Raw genomic sequence first — 20,536 nt, forward strand, 5'->3', positions numbered from 1 at the left:
CGATCAATTTACGGTTTCGCTGTTCGTTTGTGTAAACAAAAATCTTTGCTGATAGTTGGGGTGCTTTCTTTTTCGGCAGATTTAGCTAAAGTGGTCAGAGCACCAAAGTGGTCAGATCACTTAGTTGAGTTGCAGTCTAACAAGAAAAGGGAAGCGATTATGCCAGTCTATCAAGCGCCGCTGCGCGACTATCAATTTATCCTCAATGAAATGTTACATATTTATCAGCAAGATGCTCTTAAGGGGTTCGATGAAATCGATCCAGATCTTGTTGATGCGATCCTGCAAGGTATGGCTGACTTTAGTACTGAAGTCATGCTGCCGCTCAATAGTGTCGGCGATCTGCAAGGCTGTAAGTTGGTAGATGGCAAGGTGATTACCCCGGAAGGATTTGATAATGCCTATCGGCAATTTGTTGATAATGGCTGGCCGACGCTGACCTGCGATCCTGAATATGGCGGCCAAGGTCTACCCGAAGTCGTGGGGATTTTTGCAACTGAGATACAAACGGCAACCAACATGGCCTTTGCCATGTATCCTGGTTTGACCCATGGCGCCTATGCCGCCATCCATGCCCACGGTAGTGATGCGCTCAAGCAAAAATATTTAAGCAAATTAGTCAGCGGTGAATGGACGGGAACCATGAACTTGACTGAGTCCCACGCCGGTACTGACTTAGCCTTATTACGCACCAAAGCCGTGCCAGTATCCGAAGGCGTTTTTGCCATTACTGGCGAGAAGATTTTTATCTCCTCAGGCGATCATCAACTCACCGACAACATAGTGCACCTCGTATTAGCTCGTTTGCCGGATGCGCCTGAAGGCGTGAAGGGCATATCTTTGTTCGCAGTGCCTAAAGTATTAGTGAATAACGATGGTAGTTTAGGCGCACCGAACACTTTATATGCCAGTGGCCTTGAACATAAGATGGGCATTCACGGTAACTCAACTTGTGTAATGGTATTTGAAGGTGCATTGGGTGAGCTTGTCGGCGAGCCACACCAAGGACTGCGAGCCATGTTTACTATGATGAACCAAGCGCGTTTAGGTGTGGGCGTGCAAGGGCTGGGCGTCTCTGAGATTGCCTATCAAAATGCGCTGGCCTATGCCAAAGATAGATTACAGAGCCGCGCCTTAAGCGGTGCCAAAGCACCCGAAAAAGCTGCCGATCCGATTTTGGTTCATGGCGATGTGCGCCGCATGTTGCTGTCGCAAAAAGCCTTTAATGAAGGCGCAAGAGCCTTAGTTGGACAACAAGCTTTGTGGCTCGATGAAGCCGAGCGTCATACCGATCCAGCCAAGGCCAAAGTTGCTTCCCAATTAGCGGCACTGTTCACGCCCGTAGTGAAAGGTTTTATCACTAACCGTGGTTTTAATGCCTGTGTTGATGCACAGCAAGTGTTTGGTGGGCATGGTTATATTCATGAGTGGGGCATGGAGCAATTTGTGCGTGATAGCCGTATTGCGCTGATTTATGAAGGCACTAACGGTATTCAGGCATTGGATTTAGTGGGGCGTAAGCTGCTTAGCGACCGCGGCGCGGCGATGCAGCAATGGTCGGCGTTAGTGACAGAGTTTATTAAGTCACATAGCACGAATGCGGCGATGCAACCCTATGTGAGTGGTTTAATGGATTGTGCGGGTGATTTGCAAAAGGCTAGCGGTTATTTAGCTACGCAGGCAGCGACCAATCCTGACATTATCGGCGCAGCGTCTATGGCTTATTTGGAGTTGTTCGGCGTGACTGCACTGGCATGGATGTGGGCCAGAAGTGCCGCGGTGGCATTAGCGGCGTTGGAGCAGGGCACCGAAGAAACCGCATTTTACCAAGCTAAATTGAAAACTGCTGATTTCTACATGGCTTACTGGGCGGTGCAAGGTCGCAGTCTGCGTAAGCAAATTGAGCAGGCGAGTGAAATGCTAACTCAATTGGATGAAGCTATCTTTTAAGCATTCACCTTATAGGCTGAGTTAAGCCTTTGCTTAAAAACAGCTCAACAACAGTCAAAACCAGCGTCTTGTCGCTGGTTTTTATTTTTATATCGTTTAAATTTTTAACTTATTGTTTTTATTAAGCTGCACGCAAATACTCAGCTTGATGCTGTGAGTCTCTATTTCATTCCACATTAAAACTTCCATCGAAGGTTTGTGTTACTGGCGCTCTCTTTCGTTTGAGTCATAACCAAACATAACGAGGATTATGTGGGTTGATGTCGATGATTTATTAAACGCGTTTCACAATTGTGTAAATTCAAATGATAATTACTGTCATTCGTAAATCATTCTTTATAATGACGGACAATTCGTTTGAATACATTTGTAAACCCTTTGGTTTATGCCATTTTTATGCGCTCGCGCTGGGAACATTCTGTGAAGACTCGTTTCGCCTACTCATTAATTGCACTTGCACTCGCTCAACATCAGTCGGCATTCGCCGCTGAAACTGTACTCGATAAAGAGGCTCCACAGCAGACCTTGTCTACGAGCTCACCAGTCCCCAGTCCTGTATCGACTCAATCCGCAGCTGATGGGGAGATAAAACTCGCAGCACCTGAGCGTATTGCTGTCCATGGCCGTGCAATGCAAATGTACGTCGATAAAGAAACGACGGTTGGCACTAAGACGGCGATTAATGTGATGGAATTGCCGCAGTCGGTGCAAGTGCTGACCGAGCAGTTAATCGTCGACCAAGCGGCGCGCAATATTACCGATTTATATCGCTCAATCGCGGGTGTGAGTGAGTTTAGTTATTCTGGCGTAACCTTTCGCGGTTTCCGTGACGATGCCAACGTCTTTTATGATGGCGTAAGGGGCGATCCCTATTCGGGATTTTCTGTGCCGCAACTCTTTAACGTGCAGCGGGTTGAAGTGTTAAAAGGTCCTGCATCCGCACTTTATGGCGGCGGTGAACCCGGCGGCATGATCAACTATGTCACTAAAAAACCAACCTTTGTCGAGAGTAAAGAGCTGACCTTAAGTACGGGCAGCGAGGATATGATGGGCGGCTCGCTGGATTTCACCGGTGGCTTAACCCAAAATCTTGCCTATCGCTTTGGCGCCTATTATCAGCAGGAAGATAGCTTTCGAAATAATGCCGATAGCCAAAATGCCGAAGTGGCGGGTGGGTTACTCTACGAAATCAGTGATGATACTAAGCTCACCACGACCTTCGATATCATTAAGCAGGATTTAGGCGGCAATCGACTGCGCGGTGTGCCTGTCGATAATGACGGTAATTTCCTTGTTGCGCCATCCTATAATGCCAATGAGAAGAGTGACTTCCAGAAGATGGATGCACTGGTGCTGCAATCGATTCTCGATCATCAATTTACCGATAATTTCTCGGTCAAGACGCAGATCCGCTATCTGAATAATGATTCCACGCAGCAATATCATGAATCGAGAGGTTGGGTCGATGTAAATGGTGATGGTAAAGCCAATAGTGCAGATGGCACCATTAAGCGTGAATACCGAGTGCAAGCACGGGCAAATGATGAAATCAGTTTAACCAATGATTTTGTTTATGCATTCGATGCCTTAGGTTTTGAACATGAGTTCCTGTTCGGTGGCGATTATCACTATGTGGAAACCGAATATAGCTACAAGTTGGCGACGGATAAAACAGGTGTTGGCAACCTGAATATTTTTGACCTTAATTATGGTGAAACTGACCCAAGTACTTACACGCTGCAAGACAAAAATACCGATGGCACTCGCGCTAACCGCTATGGCGTGTATGTGCAGGAACATCTGCACTTTAACGATCAGTGGTCATTGATTGCGGGTCTGCGTTTCAGCCAGTTTGACGATTATGATAAAAAGACTGGTTTCTCCTTCAGCGATAACGCCAAGGGCAGGGCTTAATTATCGCCCAATTGATTCAATGTCCTTTTATTTGAATTACTCTGAGAGCTTTAATCCAGCATCTTTAACCGATCAAGCACAAGATATTGCTGACGGTTTCCTCGATCCAGAAACGGGTAATCAAATTGAACTTGGGATGAAAAATGAGTGGCTTGATGGCCAGTTTATGACCACGCTCGCTGTATATCGCATTGAAAAACAAAATGTCGCTCAAGCTAACCCTTTAAATACTGGCGATGACGATGGTATTCCCGCTTTACTTAATTTGGGTGAAGTACACAGTCAAGGCCTTGAATGGACGCTGGTGGGGGATTTAACCGATAACCTGACTGTCACGGCAAACTATGCCTATAACGAGACCGAAGTGGTTAAAGGAGTCACTAACGACAGTTTAACCAATACTTTTGATAGTAAGCACTTTGCCAATGCGCCGCGTCATCAAGCGGGAATATGGACTCGTTACGATATCAATGCAATCGATTCGGCGATTGCCTTTGGTATGGATTACGTGGGTGAACAGTTCAGCCTCGATGGCCAAACGGTGAAGCCCTATACGATTTTTGACATGAGCTGGACGACTCAGTGGGATCAAACTCAAGTTCGCTTAAATCTTAAAAATATCTTCGACAAAGAATATGCCGTTAGTGGTTTTAGTGAGCGTAATGGCCATTTCCCCGGTGAGCCACGTAATATCACCCTTGAACTGAGTCATAAGTTTTAATGCATTGATGTGAAAATAGCTTGTTCGTTAAGGATGACGAACAAGCTAACCTGCCTAACCTTGTTCATCATTGCCATTATTTCTGCCAGTATTTGCTGTCGTTATCATCACCGGCTAATGCTTGTACACTATCTTAATAGTATTTTCCTATTAAGATGATAGCTTCTATCCGTTATCCTTTCTAATCCGTCTTGTTTAGACTCGCCTTATATGAATTATTCGATAAGGTTTCCCTATGCACGCCGTCAGCCACTTAGCCTCCAAAGACGCTCAATCTAACGCTAGCCCACAGGTGGCCTTGATTGCAGAAGGTGGTGGTCAACGCGGTATTTTCACCGCAGGCGTGCTCGATGCTTGGCTTGATGACGGCTTCGATCCCTTTGATTTATTTATTGGTACTTCTGCTGGCTCACAGAATCTCAGCAGTTTTTTGGCCCGTCAGAAAGGTTATGCCAAACGTTTGATCCGCGGTTTATCGCGCCATAAACGCTTCTATCGACTCGGTCGCGGGTTAGTTGGTGGCAATGTGGTCGATTTAGATTGGTATTTTGAGCAGACTCGACAAGGGATGTTCAAATTAGATCTTAATGCGGCGACAGCCTCACTCGGTCATCGGCAGTTACTTATCACAACTACGAATGCCAGTGATCGCAAGGGTTATTTTTTAAGTCCAAGCAGTAAAAGCCAGTGGCGCGAATTGCTTAAAGCTTCTAGCGCATTACCATTTCTGTATAAACAAGGGGTGAAACTCACGCCTTGGCTAAATGATAATGCCTGTAATAGTGATAAGGCCTGTAATAACGGTGCGGCTGAACATGGCGCCTCTGATAAGAGTGCCTCTGCTCACGGTGTAGCATCAAGCGAAGGTATTGGCAGTGATTTTTATCTCGACGGCGGCTTAGCCGCGCCTTTACCTGTGCGTGAGGCCTATCGTCGTGGTGCCCGCAAAATTGTGGTGATCCGCACAGTGAATGAGGACTTTCAGGCGCAATCGGCTTGGGTTCACAAGCTAAAATCGTGGATTTGTGTTTCTGGTTTTTGCCCGAAAACCATAGATTATCTAGTGCAGCACGAGCAAGCCTATCAGGATGAATTGGATTTTATCGCTAATCCGCCAGAGGATGTGGAGATAGTGCAGATTTTTGCCGCTGAAAATTTGCAGAGTAAGTTACTGGGCAGTACCGATGCGGATTTGCGCCATGATTACCATGCGGGCATGAATGCCGGAAAGCAGTTTTTAAGCTTAGATCCGATGGCGTTGACGCAGAGTAATGCTTATTTTCAAACTCAAGTGCAAACCAACGCTCACACTCAAACCCACATTCAAGCTCACTCTCAAGCTAACTCTCAAATCCAGCCATTTAGTGCGCTGTCGGCCTAGCTTGGTTTCGAGTTAAGCCACAATGTAGTGCGTGAGTAAGCAATAAAAGTAAACTGCATTGAAATACAAAAGCCACCCTAGGGTGGCTTTTGTGGTTGGCTATCTTAACCTGTGCATCAATCTAGTTAATTAACTTATATGATTAATCAAGCTCATCAACGTTAGACCATTAATAACTTGAGGTGTGCACTGAGCGTACTGCTCGGCCCGATGGGTCGATAATGCCGCGTAAGCTTTCGTCCCAAGCCAGCGCTTCTGGCGTTGAACAGGCGACGGATTTACCACCTGGAACCGTTTCAGCGGCGCCGCTCAATGGATAATGTTCTTCAAAGAAGCAGCGATAGAAATAGGCTTCTTTGGTTTCTGGCGTGTTGTATGGGAAACGGAATTTCGCGTTTGCCAGTTGTAAATCATCCACCCGCGCTGCAGCTTGTTCTTTCAAACCGTCAATCCAAGAGTAGCCTACGCCGTCACTGAATTGTTCCTTTTGACGCCACGCCACTTCTTTTGGCAATTTATGCTCAAAGGCTTGGCGCAGAATGTGTTTCTCGATACGACCATCCTTAGACATTTTTGCTTCTGGGTTGATGCGCATCGCCACATCCATAAACTCTTTATCGAGGAAGGGCACACGGGCTTCTAATCCCCAAGCGGCCATAGCTTTGTTGGCACGCAGACAATCGAACAGATGCAGCTTATCGAGTTTGCGGACTAATTCCTCGTGGAATGCCTGTGCGTTTGGCGCTTTATGGAAGTATAAATAGCCGCCAAATAGCTCGTCAGCACCTTCACCCGATAACACCATCTTAATGCCCATGGCTTTGATTTTACGCGCCATTAAATACATAGGTGTCGCGGCACGTATGGTGGTGACATCGTAGGTTTCTAAGTGATAGATCACTTCTTTAATCGCATCTAAGCCTTCTTGGAAGGTGAAATGGATCTCATGGTGAATAGTTCCAATGGCATCTGCGACTTTTTTGGCAGCGATTAAATCTGGCGCACCTTCAAGGCCGACGGCAAAAGAATGCAACTGTGGCCACCAAGCGTTGGTTTCGCCATCGTCTTCAATGCGGCGTTTCGCAAAGGTTTGCGTCACGGCGGAAATGATCGATGAATCTAAGCCGCCTGATAGCAACACACCATAGGGTACGTCTGACATTAATTGGCGTTTGACCGCCGCTTCTAATGCGTCACGTAATTCTTCTTGGCTGGCTGGGTTATCTTTAACTGCATCATAGCTTTGCCAATCGCGGCTATAGTATTTAACGGCTTCACCATCTTTTGAATACAGATACTGGCCCGGTAAGAACTCTTCTACCGTTTTACACACTGGCATCAGCGCTTTCATTTCAGAGGCAACATAGAAGTTACCCGCAGCGTCACGGCCTGTGTATAGCGGGATGATACCCATGTGATCGCGGCCGATAAGGTATCTGTCCTGGGCTTTGTCATATAACACAAAGGCGAAGATACCGTTTAATTTATCAAGGAAGTCAGTGCCATATTCTTGATACAGCGCCAAGATTACTTCGCAGTCAGAGTTGGTTTGATAGCTGTACTTATCGCCTAACTGGGCTTTCAATTCTTTGTGGTTATAGATTTCGCCGTTGACCGCAAGGATTAAACTGCCATCTTCGGTCAGCAGTGGCTGAGCACCGTGTTCAATGTCAACAATGGCTAAACGTTCGTGGGCAAGAATTGCCTTATCACTGGCATAAATACCTGACCAGTCAGGGCCACGGTGGCGCATTAGCTTAGACATTTCTAGCGCGACTTGGCGCAGTTCTTTGGCATCAGATTGGATATCTAAAATCGAAAAGATTGAACACATAGTACAACTCCCACACTGTCTGTCATTTGAGGATGTCTCAATTGAGGTTTAATGTGCCAGCAATTTAGGCATTTGCCAAACACTATTTTTGATGTTTTATCTGTTTATTGGTGTTTTTGTTGATTTAGATGTTTGTGTTTAATGCTTTTATTTGAGAATAATTCATTTAATTTGCGTTATTTTTGATGATTTGTTTTTATTATCTGTTTTGGCGTGAGGGGTTTTGGGGAATTCACAATGTATTTTGAAAAAGTGTCGATGATAGAAAAACCGCTAAAAAAGACCTTAAATAATGAGTTGGCTCGTTTAAGTGTTTTATTTTTAATCAATTTATGCGCCGAGTTTGACATCAACCAATGGCATAAGCCTATGCAGAATAGTGTGGCAGGATGGATATTTCGCGATAACTGCATTGTTTGTGAGCTGAAAACAAAAAAAGCACGTGAATGATTCACGTGCTTTTCAATCTTGTCTGGCGCTTTGGCTTACAGGCAGAGATGGCGCTTTATTTCGCAGGTGCGACTAGCGGGCGTCAATAAGAGACGACTAACCTAGTCGCCTCTCACAAGCTGTCACTGATACAAGCTGCTATTTTGTATCTGTCACCAGCGTCGTTTTAGCTGGGCGCAGGCTATTGAACTCTGTGCCTTGATAGTATCCCGGCCAATCTTTGCTGTTGCCCAATGTGCGCGTGACTTGGTAGTAGATTTGCAAATCTTGCAGCGCGCCGCTCAAATCCCAGTTTTCATGGTATTCATCGCAGACATTGTGATAACAGCCTTTCATTGTGGCTTGCATCTGGGTTTTATAAGCCGCCGTGGCCTCATCAACGGGGTCGCTACCGCCGCCGGCAAAGACGGCTGGGACGCCCAGTTTGGCAAAGCTGAAATGATCTGAACGGAAGAAACCGCCCGAAGCGGGATTTTTCTCACCCATGGCGATGCGGTTCTGTTGTTTCGCCGCATCAATAAGGTAAGTTTCTAACTCAGACTTGCCTTTGCCGACAATCGTAAAATCCTTGGTTTTGCCGTAGATATTGGTGCTGTCGAGGTTTAACACTGCCACGGTTTTGTCGATAGGATAAAGTGGATTGGCGGCGTAATAGCGCGAACCGAGTAAGCCTTGTTCTTCACCTGTGGTGGCAATAAAGGTGACCGAGCGCGCTAAACCGTGGCCTTGTTTCGCATTGTCGGCTAATTGTCTGGCGATTTCGAGAATACCGGCAGTGCCCGAGGCGTTGTCCATGGCGCCGTTGTAGATCTGATCGCCTGCTTTCGTCTCGTCTTTACCTATGTGATCCCAATGGGCGGTGTAGAGGATTTGCTCGTCGGCTTGTGTGCTGCCGGTGAGCGTGGCGACCACGTTGTAGCTATTTGCGTATTCGGCTTTATTTTTAAAGGCGATACTGGCAGTTTGCTCAAGGGGGACATTGATTGGGCTGTCGGCGGCGCGCGCCATCAAGCTCGGCAGTGATAAACCCGCTTTATCAAACAGTTGGGCTGCTGCGTCCAATGTAAGCCAGCCTTCGACTTGAATGCGACTATCTTGTTCGGCTTTACTCAGTACTAGATCTTGCTGTGGCCCAGTCCAGCTATTTTCTACCACAGACCAAGGATAAGAGGCGGGCTCAGTATCATGGATGATCAGTGCACCGAGGGCGCCTTGACGGCTGGCCTCTTCAAACTTATAACTCCAGCGGCCGTAATAGGTCATGGCTTTACCATTGAACTTACCCGAGTCAGGGCGAGCAAAGCCGGGATCGTTCACTAAGATCACCGCGATTTTGCCTTTCATGTCGAGATCTTGGTAATCATTCCAACCATATTCGGGTGCGTTCACCCCATAGCCAACGAAGACTAATGGCGCATTTTCAATGTTAATGCCACCGTTATCGTGGCGACTGCTGAGCACCAGATCTTTTCGGTATTTAAAGGGTAATCCTGCCAGCGTAACTTGCTGCGCTTCATCTGCGGTATAGCTCACCATAGGCACAGGTTGCAAAAAGCTACCTTGGTACGCGCCCTTGAGCCCCATTTCTGTAAAGGCTTTAGTCAAATAGTCCAAGGTGAGTTTTTCACCGTGAGTGGTCGGTGCTCGACCTTCAAATTCATCGGATGACAGGGCTTTAATATCATTTCTAAAGCGCGCTTCATTAAACTGCACTGTTTTAAGTTCAGCCAAAGTACTGTTGCCATCGGATTGGGATGAATTCGGACTACAGGCACTGAGCATAGCCAGCGCACAGAGTGGATACAGACGTCGCATAGGTTAATCCTACTGTTGTTTTAATTAAGGAATTTTAGATTTCTGTTAATCAATCAGAAGCGAGGCTTATCATGAAGCAAGCCGCTGCGAGCCACAAGGCTGAGCGGCAGGTGAATGTGTTACTTAATGTTGCTTTACCCTATGCAATACGCCTTTGGGCTAGGCGTATTGCATGGGAAATGTTGGAATGGCTAGCTAGCAAGAAGGAGTGGCTACGCAGGGTTAGATAAAGGTTTAGATTATTGTTTAAACAACATCGATGTCGCCCGCGCAGGCAAATACATGGTTAGGGCGGAACGGTTCTTTGTCGATATCTTCAAGTTTACTCACGCCACTGGTGACCAGAATGGTTTCAAGCCCCGCTTGGAAGCCCGCTAAAATATCGGTACGCATATTGTCGCCGATGATGACAGTGTCTTCCGAGTGCCCATCAATATGATTTAGCGCTGAGCGAATGATCCAAGCACTCGGTTTACCCACGTAGAAAGGTTTTTTACCGGTAATACGCTCGATTGGCGAACATAAAGCGCCGCAGGCAGGGCTGTAAGCTGGGCCGTGAGTATCAGGGTTAGTGGCAATAAAGCGCGCGCCACGTGCGATGAAGCCCGCGGCTTTATGGATCATCTCCCAGTTGTAGGAGCGGGTTTCACCGACAATCACAAAGTCAGGGTTGATGTCGGTTATGGTAAGGCCTGCTTTGTAGAGTTCGTGGGTGAGGGCACCTTCACCAATAACATAGGCCTTGCTGCCTTCTTGGTGTTTTAAAAAGTCGGCGGTGGCCATGGCGGAGGTATAAAAGCATTCTTCAGGAATATCAATACCGGCGGCGCTTAAACGGTTTTGCAGATCCTTTCCCGTTTGTACGGGATAGTTAGTCAATACGACTAACGGATTGCCTTGTTCTAAAATACGCTGGATAAATTTGTCGCTGCCGGGGATCAGTTTATTGTCGTGCAGTAGTACACCATCGATATCGCAGATAATATTTTTCATCTAATAGTCTCTTGTCATGCCGAGCAAAAATCACTTTTCGTTAAGTTATCTAATGCCACATTGCCCCAGAAAACAATGCTTTTGTGGAAAATAGTTAAAAAAATAGAGACCCTAAGGTCTCCATTTGCGATCTCGCTACCATTGCTTTTAAGCGGAACTAATCAGGCGCGTAACCGCTCGGGCCGATAAGAGTGCCATCAAGATAGGCTTGGCCGTTTTGCATGTTAAGACGGTGCTGACTAAACCATTTCACCACGAGTGGATAAATGGCATGTTCTTGTTCATGCACGCGTGCGGCGAGCATGTCAGCGGTATCTTCTTCATAAACAGGCACTTTGGCCTGTAAAATCACAGGACCTGCATCCAGCTCTGGCGTGACAAAATGCACGCTGGCACCATGTTCGCTGTCGTTAGCGTCAATGGCACGTTGATGGGTGTTTAAGCCAGTGTATTTCGGTAACAGTGACGGATGGATATTGATCATGCGACCTAGGTAATGATTCACGAAATCATCGGTTAAGATCCGCATAAATCCTGCCAACACGATTAAATCGGGTTGGTACTGTTCAATTACTGTCATTAAACGTGCATCGTATTCAGAGCGAGATTCACCTTGGTGAGCTATCACGCAGCTGGTATCAATTTCGCCATGATGGGCGCGCACTAGGCCATAGGCATCGGGTTTATTACTGATGACTCCGACAACTTCGGCCTGCAGGTTATCGTCGCAACCGTCGATAATCGCTTGCAGGTTACTGCCATTTCCGGAAATTAATACAACTACACGACAGCTCTGGGGCATTACAGGATCTCCACTTGCTCTTCATTGCCTTCACGATCTGCGATAGCACCGATCAGCCAAGCTTGTTCGCCTTCAGCAGCCAGTAATGCAAGTGCTGCATCCACTTTATCGGCTGGTAGCGCGACCAACATGCCGACGCCACAGTTGAAGGTGCGATACATTTCGTATTCTGCAATGTTGCCATTTTCCATTAACCAACTGAAAACAGCAGGCCATTGCCATGAATCACCTTGGATAACCGCTTTTAAATTATCTGGCAGTACGCGTGGGATGTTTTCCCAGAAGCCGCCGCCAGTAATGTGTGCCATTGCATGTACGTCTGATGCTGCGATCAGTTTTAGCAATGATTTCACGTAAATTTTGGTTGGCTCAAGTAGATGTTCAATTAGCGGTTTGCCATTGAGATCTTGTTGAGGGTCTGCTTGGCTCACTTCTAATACTTTACGTACTAAAGAGTAACCATTTGAATGAGGGCCGTTCGAGGCTAATGCGATAAGCGCATCACCCGCAGCAACTTTGCTACCGTCAATGATGTCGGCTTTTTCAACTACGCCTACGCAGAAACCTGCTAGGTCGTAATCTTCACCTTCGTACATGCCTGGCATTTCAGCGGTTTCACCGCCGATTAACGCACAACCAGATTGGAAACAACCTTCGCCGATACCGTTGACGACAGACGTCGCGGTTTCAACATCCAGCTTGCCTGTCGCATAGTAATCGAGGAAAAACAGTGGCTCAGCGCCTTGAACGATTAAATCGTTCACACACATAGCAACTAAGTCTATGCCGACAGTGTCGTGTTTTTTATAGTCGATGGCTAAACGCAATTTAGTTCCAACACCGTCGGTGCCAGACACTAAAACCGGTTGCTTGTATTTAGTGGGGATTTCACACAGGGCGCCAAAACCACCTAAGTTGCCCATAACTTCTGGACGACGGGTACGTTTAACGGCTGCTTTAATGTTACTTACCAGTGCATTACCTGCATCAATATCAACGCCGGCATCTTTATAGCTCAGTGGGGTAGGTGTGCTCACGGAGGGATCCTCTCGGGTACATCGTTATTGGATTTTATGCGGCGGTATTCTACCAGCTTGTGCTAGGGGTCGAAAGTCATGATTTGGATTTATGCTCCTCGGCGGAGTATTTTTGGCCGAGTAAAACTGTATTTCAGTTTCTGAGGTCTTGAGATTGGTCACAAAATAGTAAATTAAGGTACGTATCTTAGGCGATTGGGAATTATTCTTGGGAGATAGCTCACGATTAGGCCTAGTGGCAAAACTTTATGTTTTACCTAGTAAACAAATCAACTAGAATCTGAAAAATTTGCCTAAAATAATACGCCGAAAAATAAAGTAGGAGAGAAAAATGAAAGTTGTCGAGGTTAAACATCCTTTAGTGCGTCACAAAATCGGTTTAATGCGCGAAGGTGACATTAGCACTAAACGTTTCCGTGAGCTAGCCGCCGAAGTGGGCAGTTTATTAACCTATGAAGCTACCGCAGATTTCGAAACTGAAACGGTGACGATTGAAGGCTGGAACGGTCCGGTTGAAGTCGACCAAATCAAAGGTAAAAAAGTCACTGTTGTGCCGATTTTACGTGCGGGTTTGGGCATGATGGACGGTGTACTTGAGCATATCCCAAGTGCGCGTATTTCAGTTGTCGGCATTTACCGTGACGAAGAAACCCTTGAGCCTGTGCCATATTTTGAAAAACTCGCCAGTGACATGAACGAGCGTATCGCCTTAGTTGTCGACCCAATGCTCGCGACTGGTGGCTCTATGATTGCGACCGTCGACTTATTGAAGAAACGCGGTTGTACTTCAATCAAAGCCTTAGTGTTAGTGGCTGCACCTGAAGGGATCAAAGCGTTAGAAGCGGCGCATCCTGATATCGAGTTATATACCGCTGCTATCGATAAGTGCCTCAATGAGAAGGGCTATATCCTGCCAGGTCTTGGTGATGCGGGCGATAAAATCTTTGGTACTAAATAACCAAAGCTGTTAAAAATCAAGTTGCTAAATAATTAGCGTAGCTGATGCTCAGTTGAGCGGATGTACTCAGTAAGGGAGCCTAGGCTCCCTTTTTGTTTTTTTGTTCGCCACAGTTATAACAACTTTGTTTTAAGCTGCTAAAGTTTAGCATTAAGACAAATAGTTATTCGCAATTGCAGTTGTTTTTATTGGTTTATTTTGTGGTTTAATGGGGCATTACTTAAGTTTTGGTCAAGGCATATTGTCGGTATAACAAGGATTAAGAGGGATTATGGGACATTCGGCACTCAACTGGTTGTTATTACGTCGGTCACTTGCACTTGCGACCCTGTTATTTGTCATATTCTTGTTGATCCTATTGCCGTTTAAAATCGATAGAGAACACCAATCCTTTGTGTCTTTTGTAAAAACCAAGCAAATCACACCGAGCTATATTGAACTGCTCGGTAAAAGCTTATCCCTGCACGACATCATTGATTTCAATAAATCTTCTTTAGCGCCTTTTCAGCTCGATCCCACCCGATTAATGCTGCCCCAAGGGGTGGAGCTTTCTGCTGAAGAAGCGCAAGTCTTACGCTACTTTGATTATCTCTACTCCAGTAAAAAGACAAATGCAGAAGATATTTTCCTGTATGTGGGGCTTTATCGTAGTGATGCTGTGTATTTTGCTACCCCAATCCCTGAGGACGTAAAAGCGCGGCTGATTAATGACCGTACTTCGACAAATGAGTTTTGTCTGAGCCTGCACTATTGTGCGAAAGACGCGACGCCAGAGTCCTTGGCCGATGGCATAGTGTTATCCATTCCTTATCAGGATGAAGTGACTGGTAAAGTCATTTTATCTATGGCCTCGCCGATTACATCATCTAGCGATCCTAATCATTTTATTGGTGATGTGATTGCCGACACGGCCTTTATGACGTCGGGTTTTATGCGTAATAAACATGTGGAATGGCGCAATACCGATTATGGCACTGAGTTGGTGATCACGACAGATAGCCTTTGGGCTGAACTGACGCCGGAGTTCTTGTTTTATTCGATGACAAATCATTTAGATAACATGACTTCACTGACATACAAAATCAGTATATTTCGTTTTATTGTGTGGAATTTGCCCCTGTGGTTTTTGTTATCTATTGTGATCTTCTTCGTTCAAATTAATATCAATCGTTTTAGGAAACTTCGTACTGAGCGTCAACGGTTTAGTGAAGCGATGTTATTGGATGCTTTTACTCGCACCTACAATAAGAAAGTCTATGAGACCGCACTGTTTGATGTCGCAACGAAGGGGCATTACGCAGTGATCTGTGTGGATGGCGATAAAATCAAAACCATTAATGATACCTACGGGCATAAACTCGGGGACATGGCGATCATGCAAATTGTCGATGCAATGCGCGGCGTATTTCGAGAAAACGATTTGTTAATCAGAACCGGCGGTGATGAGTTTGTCGTCATCTTAGCTAATTGTACTTTTGAACGGGCTTTGGTATTGGCTGAACATTTACGTCAAGCTGTGGCAGAGCGACAATTTTTAAATGTGTTGACCGTTTCCTGCGGTGTCGCTGATTCGCAAGACTATGCTAACTTTGAGGCCGTGCTGCAAGCGGCGGATAAAGCGCTGTATGAGGATAAAAAGAATAAGCAGGGTAGCTGCAAGCTCGAAGCGACACGGTAACTATCATGTTAGTTATCAGGCTATTATTGCGTTAACTATTGAGATTGCGTTAACTATTGATATTGAGTTAGCTATTAGGTTAAGCATCGAGTGAATTAACGCGTCACGTGACCGCTATAAAGTTGCAGCCAGCAATAAAAAAACAGCGCGGACAATGTCCGCGCTGTCATTACTTTCTATTACTGCTATTCAATCTATTCAATCGTGTTTACAACACCATGGCTGCAATCCAGCCAAACACTAACAGTGGAATATTGTAGTGGATGAAGGTGGGGATCACGCTGTCACGAATGTGGTCGTGTTGCCCATCGGCATTCAAACCCGCAGTAGGCCCTAAGGTGGAATCCGATGCTGGCGAGCCCGCATCACCCAGCGCCGCAGCGGTGCCGACTAACGCGATTGTCGCCGCCACTGAAAAACCAAAACTTAACGCCAATGGCACATAAATCGTCGCGATAATCGGAATAGTGGAGAAAGACGAGCCGATCCCCATAGTGATCAGTAGACCTACTAGCAGCATCAAGAAGGCGGCGAGGGCTTTATTATCCCCAATGATGTCGCTAAGCGAAGCCACAAGCGTGCCCACTTCACCGGTTTCTTTCACTACCGCGGCAAAGCCAGCGGCTGAAATCATGATAAAACCGATATTGGCCATCATACGCACGCCTTGATTGAAAATATCTTGGTCGGCGACATGCTTTAAGGCGCCCGAGAAACTGAAAATCATGAAGCCGACTAGGGCGCCAAAAATCATCGAATCGGTTTCAAGTTGCACCACTAAGGTGGCTAATATCGCCACTGCGGCAATGATAATATTGCGTTTGTTGAGGGTTTCTTCTGGCTCAGCAACCAATACTTTGGCTTCATCGTAGATCCGAGGTTTACGGTAACTGATAAACACAGCTGTCAGTAAACCAACTATCATGCCCGCCGCTGGAATTAACATGGCTGGTGGAATTTGCTCACGTACAGCCGCTAAGCCATTGCTGGTTAAGTTGGAAAGCAGAATGTCATTTAAGAAAATGCCACCAAATCCAATCGGTAAAATCATATAGGTTGTGACCAGACCAAAGGTCAAAACACAGGCGACTAAACGACGGTCGATGTTCAGCTTGGTCATTACATGTAACAGGGGTGGCACTAAAATCGGAATGAAGGCGATATGAATAGGTAAAATATTCTGCGAGGCCATCGACATGACAAGTAGCGATAACAGCAGTAACCAGCGAACCCAGTTAGTGTTGGTGGGATTAGGATCTTGCCCAAGACTACTGATGATGCTTCTTGAGATAAGCGTGGTTAAGCCTGAGTGCGATAGTGCGACAGCGAAGGCACCTAATAATGCATAACTGAGCGCAATTTGCGCGCCGCCACCTAAGCCCGTATTAAAGGCATCTATGGTTTGGTGCAGATCCATTCCGCCCACAAGTCCCGCCACAAGGGCGCTCACGGTGAGGGCGATAACTACATTCACCCTAGCTAAACTGAGTGCCAACATTAAGCACACTGCAATAACGACTGCATTCATAGTCAATTTTCTTAATTCTTTAAGCCAAAGACGCTATTTTTGACTGCAAAGGCTGTCGATGTCCAGTTTGCCGAGGGCTTATCTGAAAAATATCTGAAAATGTGATCATGCTGGGTTTTGTCTGTTAGCCGAATGTGGATTGCTCCGCACACAGGATACGCAGATTGCTCTATCCTTAGTCAGGCAAAACGGAAATGCCCTTGAAAAATGTGATATTGGTCTTAAATAGGTTGTAAGGCACAGCACACGACTTATAATGCCTAAAGATTTGATTGGTAAGAACACCTTTTAATCGGTAAGGATTTAACTCGACCTAGGTTGAGGAGAGCATACTGATTTGAGGGCATCTTGCCTTACACTTAGTTCAACTCATAGATGGAGATATAAAATGAGCGTATTAGTAGGCCGTCAGGCTCCTGATTTTACTGCTGCAGCTGTATTAGGTTCTGGCGAAATCGTTGATAGCTTCAACTTAACTGCAGCCATCAAAGGCAAACCAGCAGTCGTATTCTTCTATCCACTTGACTTCACTTTCGTTTGTCCATCAGAGTTGATCGCATTTGATCACCGCATGGAAGAGTTCACTAAGCGTGGCGTAGAAGTGATCGGTGTGTCTATTGATTCTCAGTTCACTCACAACGCATGGCGCAACACCCCAGTTGAAAAAGGCGGTATTGGCCAAGTTAAGTACGCGTTAGTGGCTGACGTTAAACATGAAATCTGTAAAGCATACGATGTTGAGCATCCAGAAGCGGGTGTGGCTTTCCGTGGTTCATTCCTGATCGACAAAGAAGGCATGGTTCGTCACCAAGTTGTTAACGATCTGCCATTAGGCCGTAACGTTGATGAAATGCTACGTATGATCGACGCACTGCAATTCCACGAAGAGCACGGTGATGTATGTCCTGCTGGCTGGGAAAAAGGCGATAAAGGTATGAATGCAAGCACTGAAGGTGTTGCTGCTTACCTGTCTGAAAACGCAAGCTCACTGTAATTAGTATTTGCTAATCACAGTCGCCTGTTAAATGAAAAAAGCTGCCAATGGCAGCTTTTTTGTTTTTAAATGGCTTAAGATCTAGTGTGAACCGCTAAATTTATGCCTCAGTACCGCTTTGTGTATCCTGCTCATCCACGGTCAGTAACGGCCAACCGCCTAATGATTTCCAACGATTCACTATGTGACAAAAAAGCTCTGCGGTACGTTCGGTATCATATAGCGCAGAATGGGCTTCTTTATTATCGAAGGGAATGCCCGCCATGATGCATGCTTTGGCAAGTACGGTATGACCAATGGCAAGTCCGGCGAGTGTAGCAGTATCGAAAGTAGCAAAAGGATGAAACGGTGAGCGTTTTAAGTCGCAACGTTCAATCGCCTTACTCACAAAACCATGATCAAAAGCGGCATTATGCGCCACTATGATACTGCGATGGCAGTCAGAGGCTTTTTGGGCTTTTTTCACCGCTTTAAAGATTTCTAAAAAAGCTTCTTTCTCGCTCACAGCTCCGCGTAACGGATTAGTGGGATCAATGCCGTTGAATGCTAACGCTTCGGGTTCTAAATTTGCGCCTTCAAAGGGCTCAATGTGGAAGTGTAGGGTTTTGTCGATTCCTATCACGCCTTCATTGTCCATTTTCAGTAGGGTGACGGCAATTTCTAGCAACGCATCGGTTTGAGAGTTGAAGCCCGCAGTTTCGACATCAATGACTACGGGAAAGTAGCCTCGAAATCGGTATTTCAATTTGTTCGCGTCGCAAATGTCACTCATAAAGTACTCTAGAAAATTCACAGGGCGCTATTATGCTAAATGTGTTGGGGTGTGTCATGCTTGATTGATGGTTTTATGAGCTAAAGGAACTAAATAGTTTGCCGATAAAGCCATGTAACCGATTAAACATGAGTAAAGGCTATGTGGCGAAAACTGATATTAGTATCAATTTTATGCGTTCCAGCAACTGCAACGGCAGAGTTGCGCCATTATGTCGCCTCTTTAAGTGATTCCCAATGGCGAGTGAGCGAGAATTCTCCCATCGTTTGTCGCCTCGAGCACGATATCCCTTCCTACGGTAAAGCGATTTTTACCAGCGAAGCGGGTAAGCAGCAAAATATGAATTTTACCTTAGACATGTGGGTAAAGCCGGACCAAGTCACGCAAGCTAAGTTAATTAGTCGCGCGCCGCAGTGGCGTCCGGGAGTGGTCTCAAAAGAGATCACGTCACTGCATTATCAAAAGTACTTTAATGGTGAGGTGCCTAAACGTGCTGCTTGGTCTATGTTGGCTGAGTTGAGTCGCGGGATGGAACCGACGTTTTACTATGCCGATTGGTATAACGAGTCAAATAAGATCGCTGTGGGTTTGTCATCGGTTAATTTTGGCCGTAAATATAGCGAGTTCAAAGCTTGTCTAGCGCACCTGTTGCCCTATAGTTTTGAAGATATCGCATTTACTGTGCTGAACTATGATGAAGGCGGAACCGATTTAACTCGTTTCTCCCAGCAGCAACTATCTCGGGTTCAAGAATACTTAGCCTATGATCCTTTGGTGGAGCTAGTGCTGGTGGATGCGTATACCGATAGTTACGGTGGCCGTTCAGTTAACCAAAAAGTCTCAGATAAACGGGCTGAGTCGGTAAAAGATTTCTTTGTTGCCAGTGGTATTCCGCAAGATCGTATCGTTACTGTAGGGCACGGTGAGCGCCGTCATGTGGCTTCGAACGATGATATGGACGAAAGGGCACGTAACCGCCGCGTTGTGATACGGATAAGTAAGCCTTTGTAGTGCATTTGCGCAGTGTTTAACCTGTGCTACATCAATATAGTTAAACCTAATCCAATGCCAAGTCACTGACTTGGCATTGTCATTTCTGGATGCGGAGATGGTTATTTTTGGATAGCTTGGCAGTATTTCGCTCAACCTCAACCTCAACCTCAACCTCAACCTTTGCAGCATCAGCGAGCTTTGAATAGGATTATGAGTTTTTCTTATTTGTGATATTCGCGAGCAGGTAACCGTTAAGCACCTTAGACAACTTAACTGGGGTGAGGGCATGAATAGTGATAGCGGCATAAAGCCTGATATCGTCGTAAGTAGGATGGTGTTTGAAATGGATAAAAAAAAAGCCCGCTTAAACTAAGCGGGCCGCAAAAATAATGCATTTGCAATCAACAAATTGAAGGAAGGAAGTCAAGCATAAGAACCAGGGAAGAAACTGAAGTGTTGGGAACACACCAGTTTAAAAGTTCTTTGTTTTCGATATCTGCAAGCAGGTATCTCCTGAAAACAAGCACATTCTATGGTGAACTCGGCGGTAAAACAAACGAGAAAAATTGCCCATAAACATTAGTAATTCTAATGAAGGTAAAGGTGATCTATATCACTTAAGTCACTATTTACCTTGATTAATAACTTATAAATCACTATTAGTGCATAATAATACACTTCAATAAGCTTATCCTTGCTGCCATTTTGTTAAATCT

General features: G+C 45.8%; 14 protein-coding genes and 1 pseudogene. 8 read left to right on the forward strand and 7 right to left on the reverse strand.

The window, feature by feature from the left end:
- Positions 1 to 159: 159 nt before the first annotated feature.
- From Q4Q46_RS07130 to Q4Q46_RS07140, 3 genes and pseudogenes are all read left to right on the forward strand, one after another.
- The gene (locus Q4Q46_RS07130) at positions 160 to 1,950 is read left to right on the forward strand and encodes an acyl-CoA dehydrogenase C-terminal domain-containing protein (protein WP_311905589.1); all 1,791 of its coding nucleotides are present in this window, start codon (positions 160 to 162) and stop codon (positions 1,948 to 1,950) included.
- A gap of 396 nt (positions 1,951 to 2,346) precedes the next feature.
- Positions 2,347 to 4,585 (forward strand): annotated as a pseudogene (locus Q4Q46_RS07135) (TonB-dependent siderophore receptor).
- A 235-nt stretch (positions 4,586 to 4,820) separates the two neighbouring features.
- Positions 4,821 to 5,966, forward strand: a complete 1,146-nt coding sequence (locus Q4Q46_RS07140; RefSeq protein ID WP_311905590.1) for a patatin-like phospholipase family protein — start codon at positions 4,821 to 4,823, stop codon at positions 5,964 to 5,966.
- A gap of 169 nt (positions 5,967 to 6,135) precedes the next feature.
- On the opposite strand, the gene asnB is transcribed toward Q4Q46_RS07140, so the two are convergent.
- Positions 6,136 to 7,800: an asparagine synthase B gene (asnB, locus tag Q4Q46_RS07145; RefSeq protein ID WP_006087458.1), complete on the reverse strand. Its 1,665-nt coding sequence runs from the start codon at positions 7,798 to 7,800 to the stop codon at positions 6,136 to 6,138.
- 237 nt (positions 7,801 to 8,037) lie between these two features.
- Here asnB and Q4Q46_RS07150 point away from each other — a divergent pair, with 237 nt between their 5' ends.
- A complete protein-coding gene (locus Q4Q46_RS07150) occupies positions 8,038 to 8,250 on the forward strand; it encodes a hypothetical protein (protein ID WP_259482556.1) in 213 nt (70 codons plus the stop codon).
- A gap of 138 nt (positions 8,251 to 8,388) precedes the next feature.
- Here Q4Q46_RS07150 and Q4Q46_RS07155 read toward each other — a convergent pair whose 3' ends face one another.
- The 4 genes from Q4Q46_RS07155 to purM all read right to left on the reverse strand — a co-directional run bounded on the left by Q4Q46_RS07155 (position 8,389) and on the right by purM (position 12,897).
- Complete coding sequence (locus Q4Q46_RS07155) at positions 8,389 to 10,065, reverse strand: M28 family metallopeptidase (RefSeq protein WP_311905591.1); 1,677 nt, start codon at positions 10,063 to 10,065, stop codon at positions 8,389 to 8,391.
- 246 nt (positions 10,066 to 10,311) lie between these two features.
- The gene (locus Q4Q46_RS07160; protein ID WP_311905592.1) at positions 10,312 to 11,058 is read right to left on the reverse strand and encodes an HAD-IIA family hydrolase; all 747 of its coding nucleotides are present in this window, start codon (positions 11,056 to 11,058) and stop codon (positions 10,312 to 10,314) included.
- 157 nt (positions 11,059 to 11,215) lie between these two features.
- The gene (purN, locus tag Q4Q46_RS07165) at positions 11,216 to 11,860 is read right to left on the reverse strand and encodes a phosphoribosylglycinamide formyltransferase (RefSeq protein ID WP_311905593.1); all 645 of its coding nucleotides are present in this window, start codon (positions 11,858 to 11,860) and stop codon (positions 11,216 to 11,218) included.
- Complete coding sequence (gene purM / locus Q4Q46_RS07170) at positions 11,860 to 12,897, reverse strand: phosphoribosylformylglycinamidine cyclo-ligase (protein WP_311905594.1); 1,038 nt, start codon at positions 12,895 to 12,897, stop codon at positions 11,860 to 11,862. Before purM ends, purN begins: the two co-directional genes overlap by 1 nt.
- A 331-nt stretch (positions 12,898 to 13,228) precedes the next feature.
- Between purM and upp the strand changes: the two genes are divergently transcribed.
- Positions 13,229 to 13,855 (forward strand): uracil phosphoribosyltransferase, encoded by a 627-nt coding sequence (gene upp / locus Q4Q46_RS07175; RefSeq protein ID WP_006081245.1) that lies wholly within the window; start codon positions 13,229 to 13,231, stop codon positions 13,853 to 13,855.
- Positions 13,856 to 14,126: 271 nt separating this feature from the next.
- On the forward strand, positions 14,127 to 15,533 hold the full coding sequence (locus Q4Q46_RS07180) for a GGDEF domain-containing protein (protein ID WP_311905595.1): 1,407 nt from the start codon (positions 14,127 to 14,129) through the stop codon (positions 15,531 to 15,533).
- Positions 15,534 to 15,741: 208 nt separating this feature from the next.
- Here the strand turns inward: Q4Q46_RS07180 and Q4Q46_RS07185 are convergent, their stop codons facing one another.
- Positions 15,742 to 17,061 (reverse strand): Na+/H+ antiporter family protein, encoded by a 1,320-nt coding sequence (locus tag Q4Q46_RS07185; protein ID WP_006081246.1) that lies wholly within the window; start codon positions 17,059 to 17,061, stop codon positions 15,742 to 15,744.
- A 388-nt stretch (positions 17,062 to 17,449) separates the two neighbouring features.
- On the opposite strand from Q4Q46_RS07185, the gene Q4Q46_RS07190 reads away from it, so the two are divergent.
- The gene (locus Q4Q46_RS07190) at positions 17,450 to 18,055 is read left to right on the forward strand and encodes a peroxiredoxin C (RefSeq protein ID WP_311905596.1); all 606 of its coding nucleotides are present in this window, start codon (positions 17,450 to 17,452) and stop codon (positions 18,053 to 18,055) included.
- A 100-nt stretch (positions 18,056 to 18,155) separates the two neighbouring features.
- Here the strand turns inward: Q4Q46_RS07190 and rnt are convergent, their stop codons facing one another.
- Positions 18,156 to 18,827 (reverse strand): ribonuclease T, encoded by a 672-nt coding sequence (rnt, locus tag Q4Q46_RS07195; protein WP_259566674.1) that lies wholly within the window; start codon positions 18,825 to 18,827, stop codon positions 18,156 to 18,158.
- 141 nt (positions 18,828 to 18,968) lie between these two features.
- On the opposite strand from rnt, the gene motY reads away from it, so the two are divergent.
- Positions 18,969 to 19,838 carry a flagellar protein MotY gene (gene motY, locus Q4Q46_RS07200; RefSeq protein ID WP_063883092.1) on the forward strand — a complete coding sequence of 290 codons (870 nt, stop codon included), beginning with the start codon at positions 18,969 to 18,971 and terminating at the stop codon, positions 19,836 to 19,838.
- Positions 19,839 to 20,536 lie beyond the last annotated feature (698 nt).

Source organism: Shewanella vaxholmensis (genome assembly GCF_031932135.1).
GTDB lineage: Bacteria > Pseudomonadota > Gammaproteobacteria > Enterobacterales > Shewanellaceae > Shewanella > Shewanella hafniensis.

Coding starts and splice junctions, on each gene's coding strand:
- Q4Q46_RS07130 (WP_311905589.1), top strand. CDS start 160: ATGCCAGTCTATCAAGCGCCGCTGCGCGACTATCAATTTATCCTCAAT.
- Q4Q46_RS07140 (WP_311905590.1), top strand. CDS start 4,821: ATGCACGCCGTCAGCCACTTAGCCTCCAAAGACGCTCAATCTAACGCT.
- asnB (WP_006087458.1), bottom strand. CDS start 7,800: ATGTGTTCAATCTTTTCGATTTTAGATATCCAATCTGATGCCAAAGAA.
- Q4Q46_RS07150 (WP_259482556.1), top strand. CDS start 8,038: ATGTATTTTGAAAAAGTGTCGATGATAGAAAAACCGCTAAAAAAGACC.
- Q4Q46_RS07155 (WP_311905591.1), bottom strand. CDS start 10,065: ATGCGACGTCTGTATCCACTCTGTGCGCTGGCTATGCTCAGTGCCTGT.
- Q4Q46_RS07160 (WP_311905592.1), bottom strand. CDS start 11,058: ATGAAAAATATTATCTGCGATATCGATGGTGTACTACTGCACGACAAT.
- purN (WP_311905593.1), bottom strand. CDS start 11,860: ATGCCCCAGAGCTGTCGTGTAGTTGTATTAATTTCCGGAAATGGCAGT.
- upp (WP_006081245.1), top strand. CDS start 13,229: ATGAAAGTTGTCGAGGTTAAACATCCTTTAGTGCGTCACAAAATCGGT.
- Q4Q46_RS07180 (WP_311905595.1), top strand. CDS start 14,127: ATGGGACATTCGGCACTCAACTGGTTGTTATTACGTCGGTCACTTGCA.
- Q4Q46_RS07185 (WP_006081246.1), bottom strand. CDS start 17,061: ATGAATGCAGTCGTTATTGCAGTGTGCTTAATGTTGGCACTCAGTTTA.
- Q4Q46_RS07190 (WP_311905596.1), top strand. CDS start 17,450: ATGAGCGTATTAGTAGGCCGTCAGGCTCCTGATTTTACTGCTGCAGCT.
- rnt (WP_259566674.1), bottom strand. CDS start 18,827: ATGAGTGACATTTGCGACGCGAACAAATTGAAATACCGATTTCGAGGC.
- motY (WP_063883092.1), top strand. CDS start 18,969: ATGTGGCGAAAACTGATATTAGTATCAATTTTATGCGTTCCAGCAACT.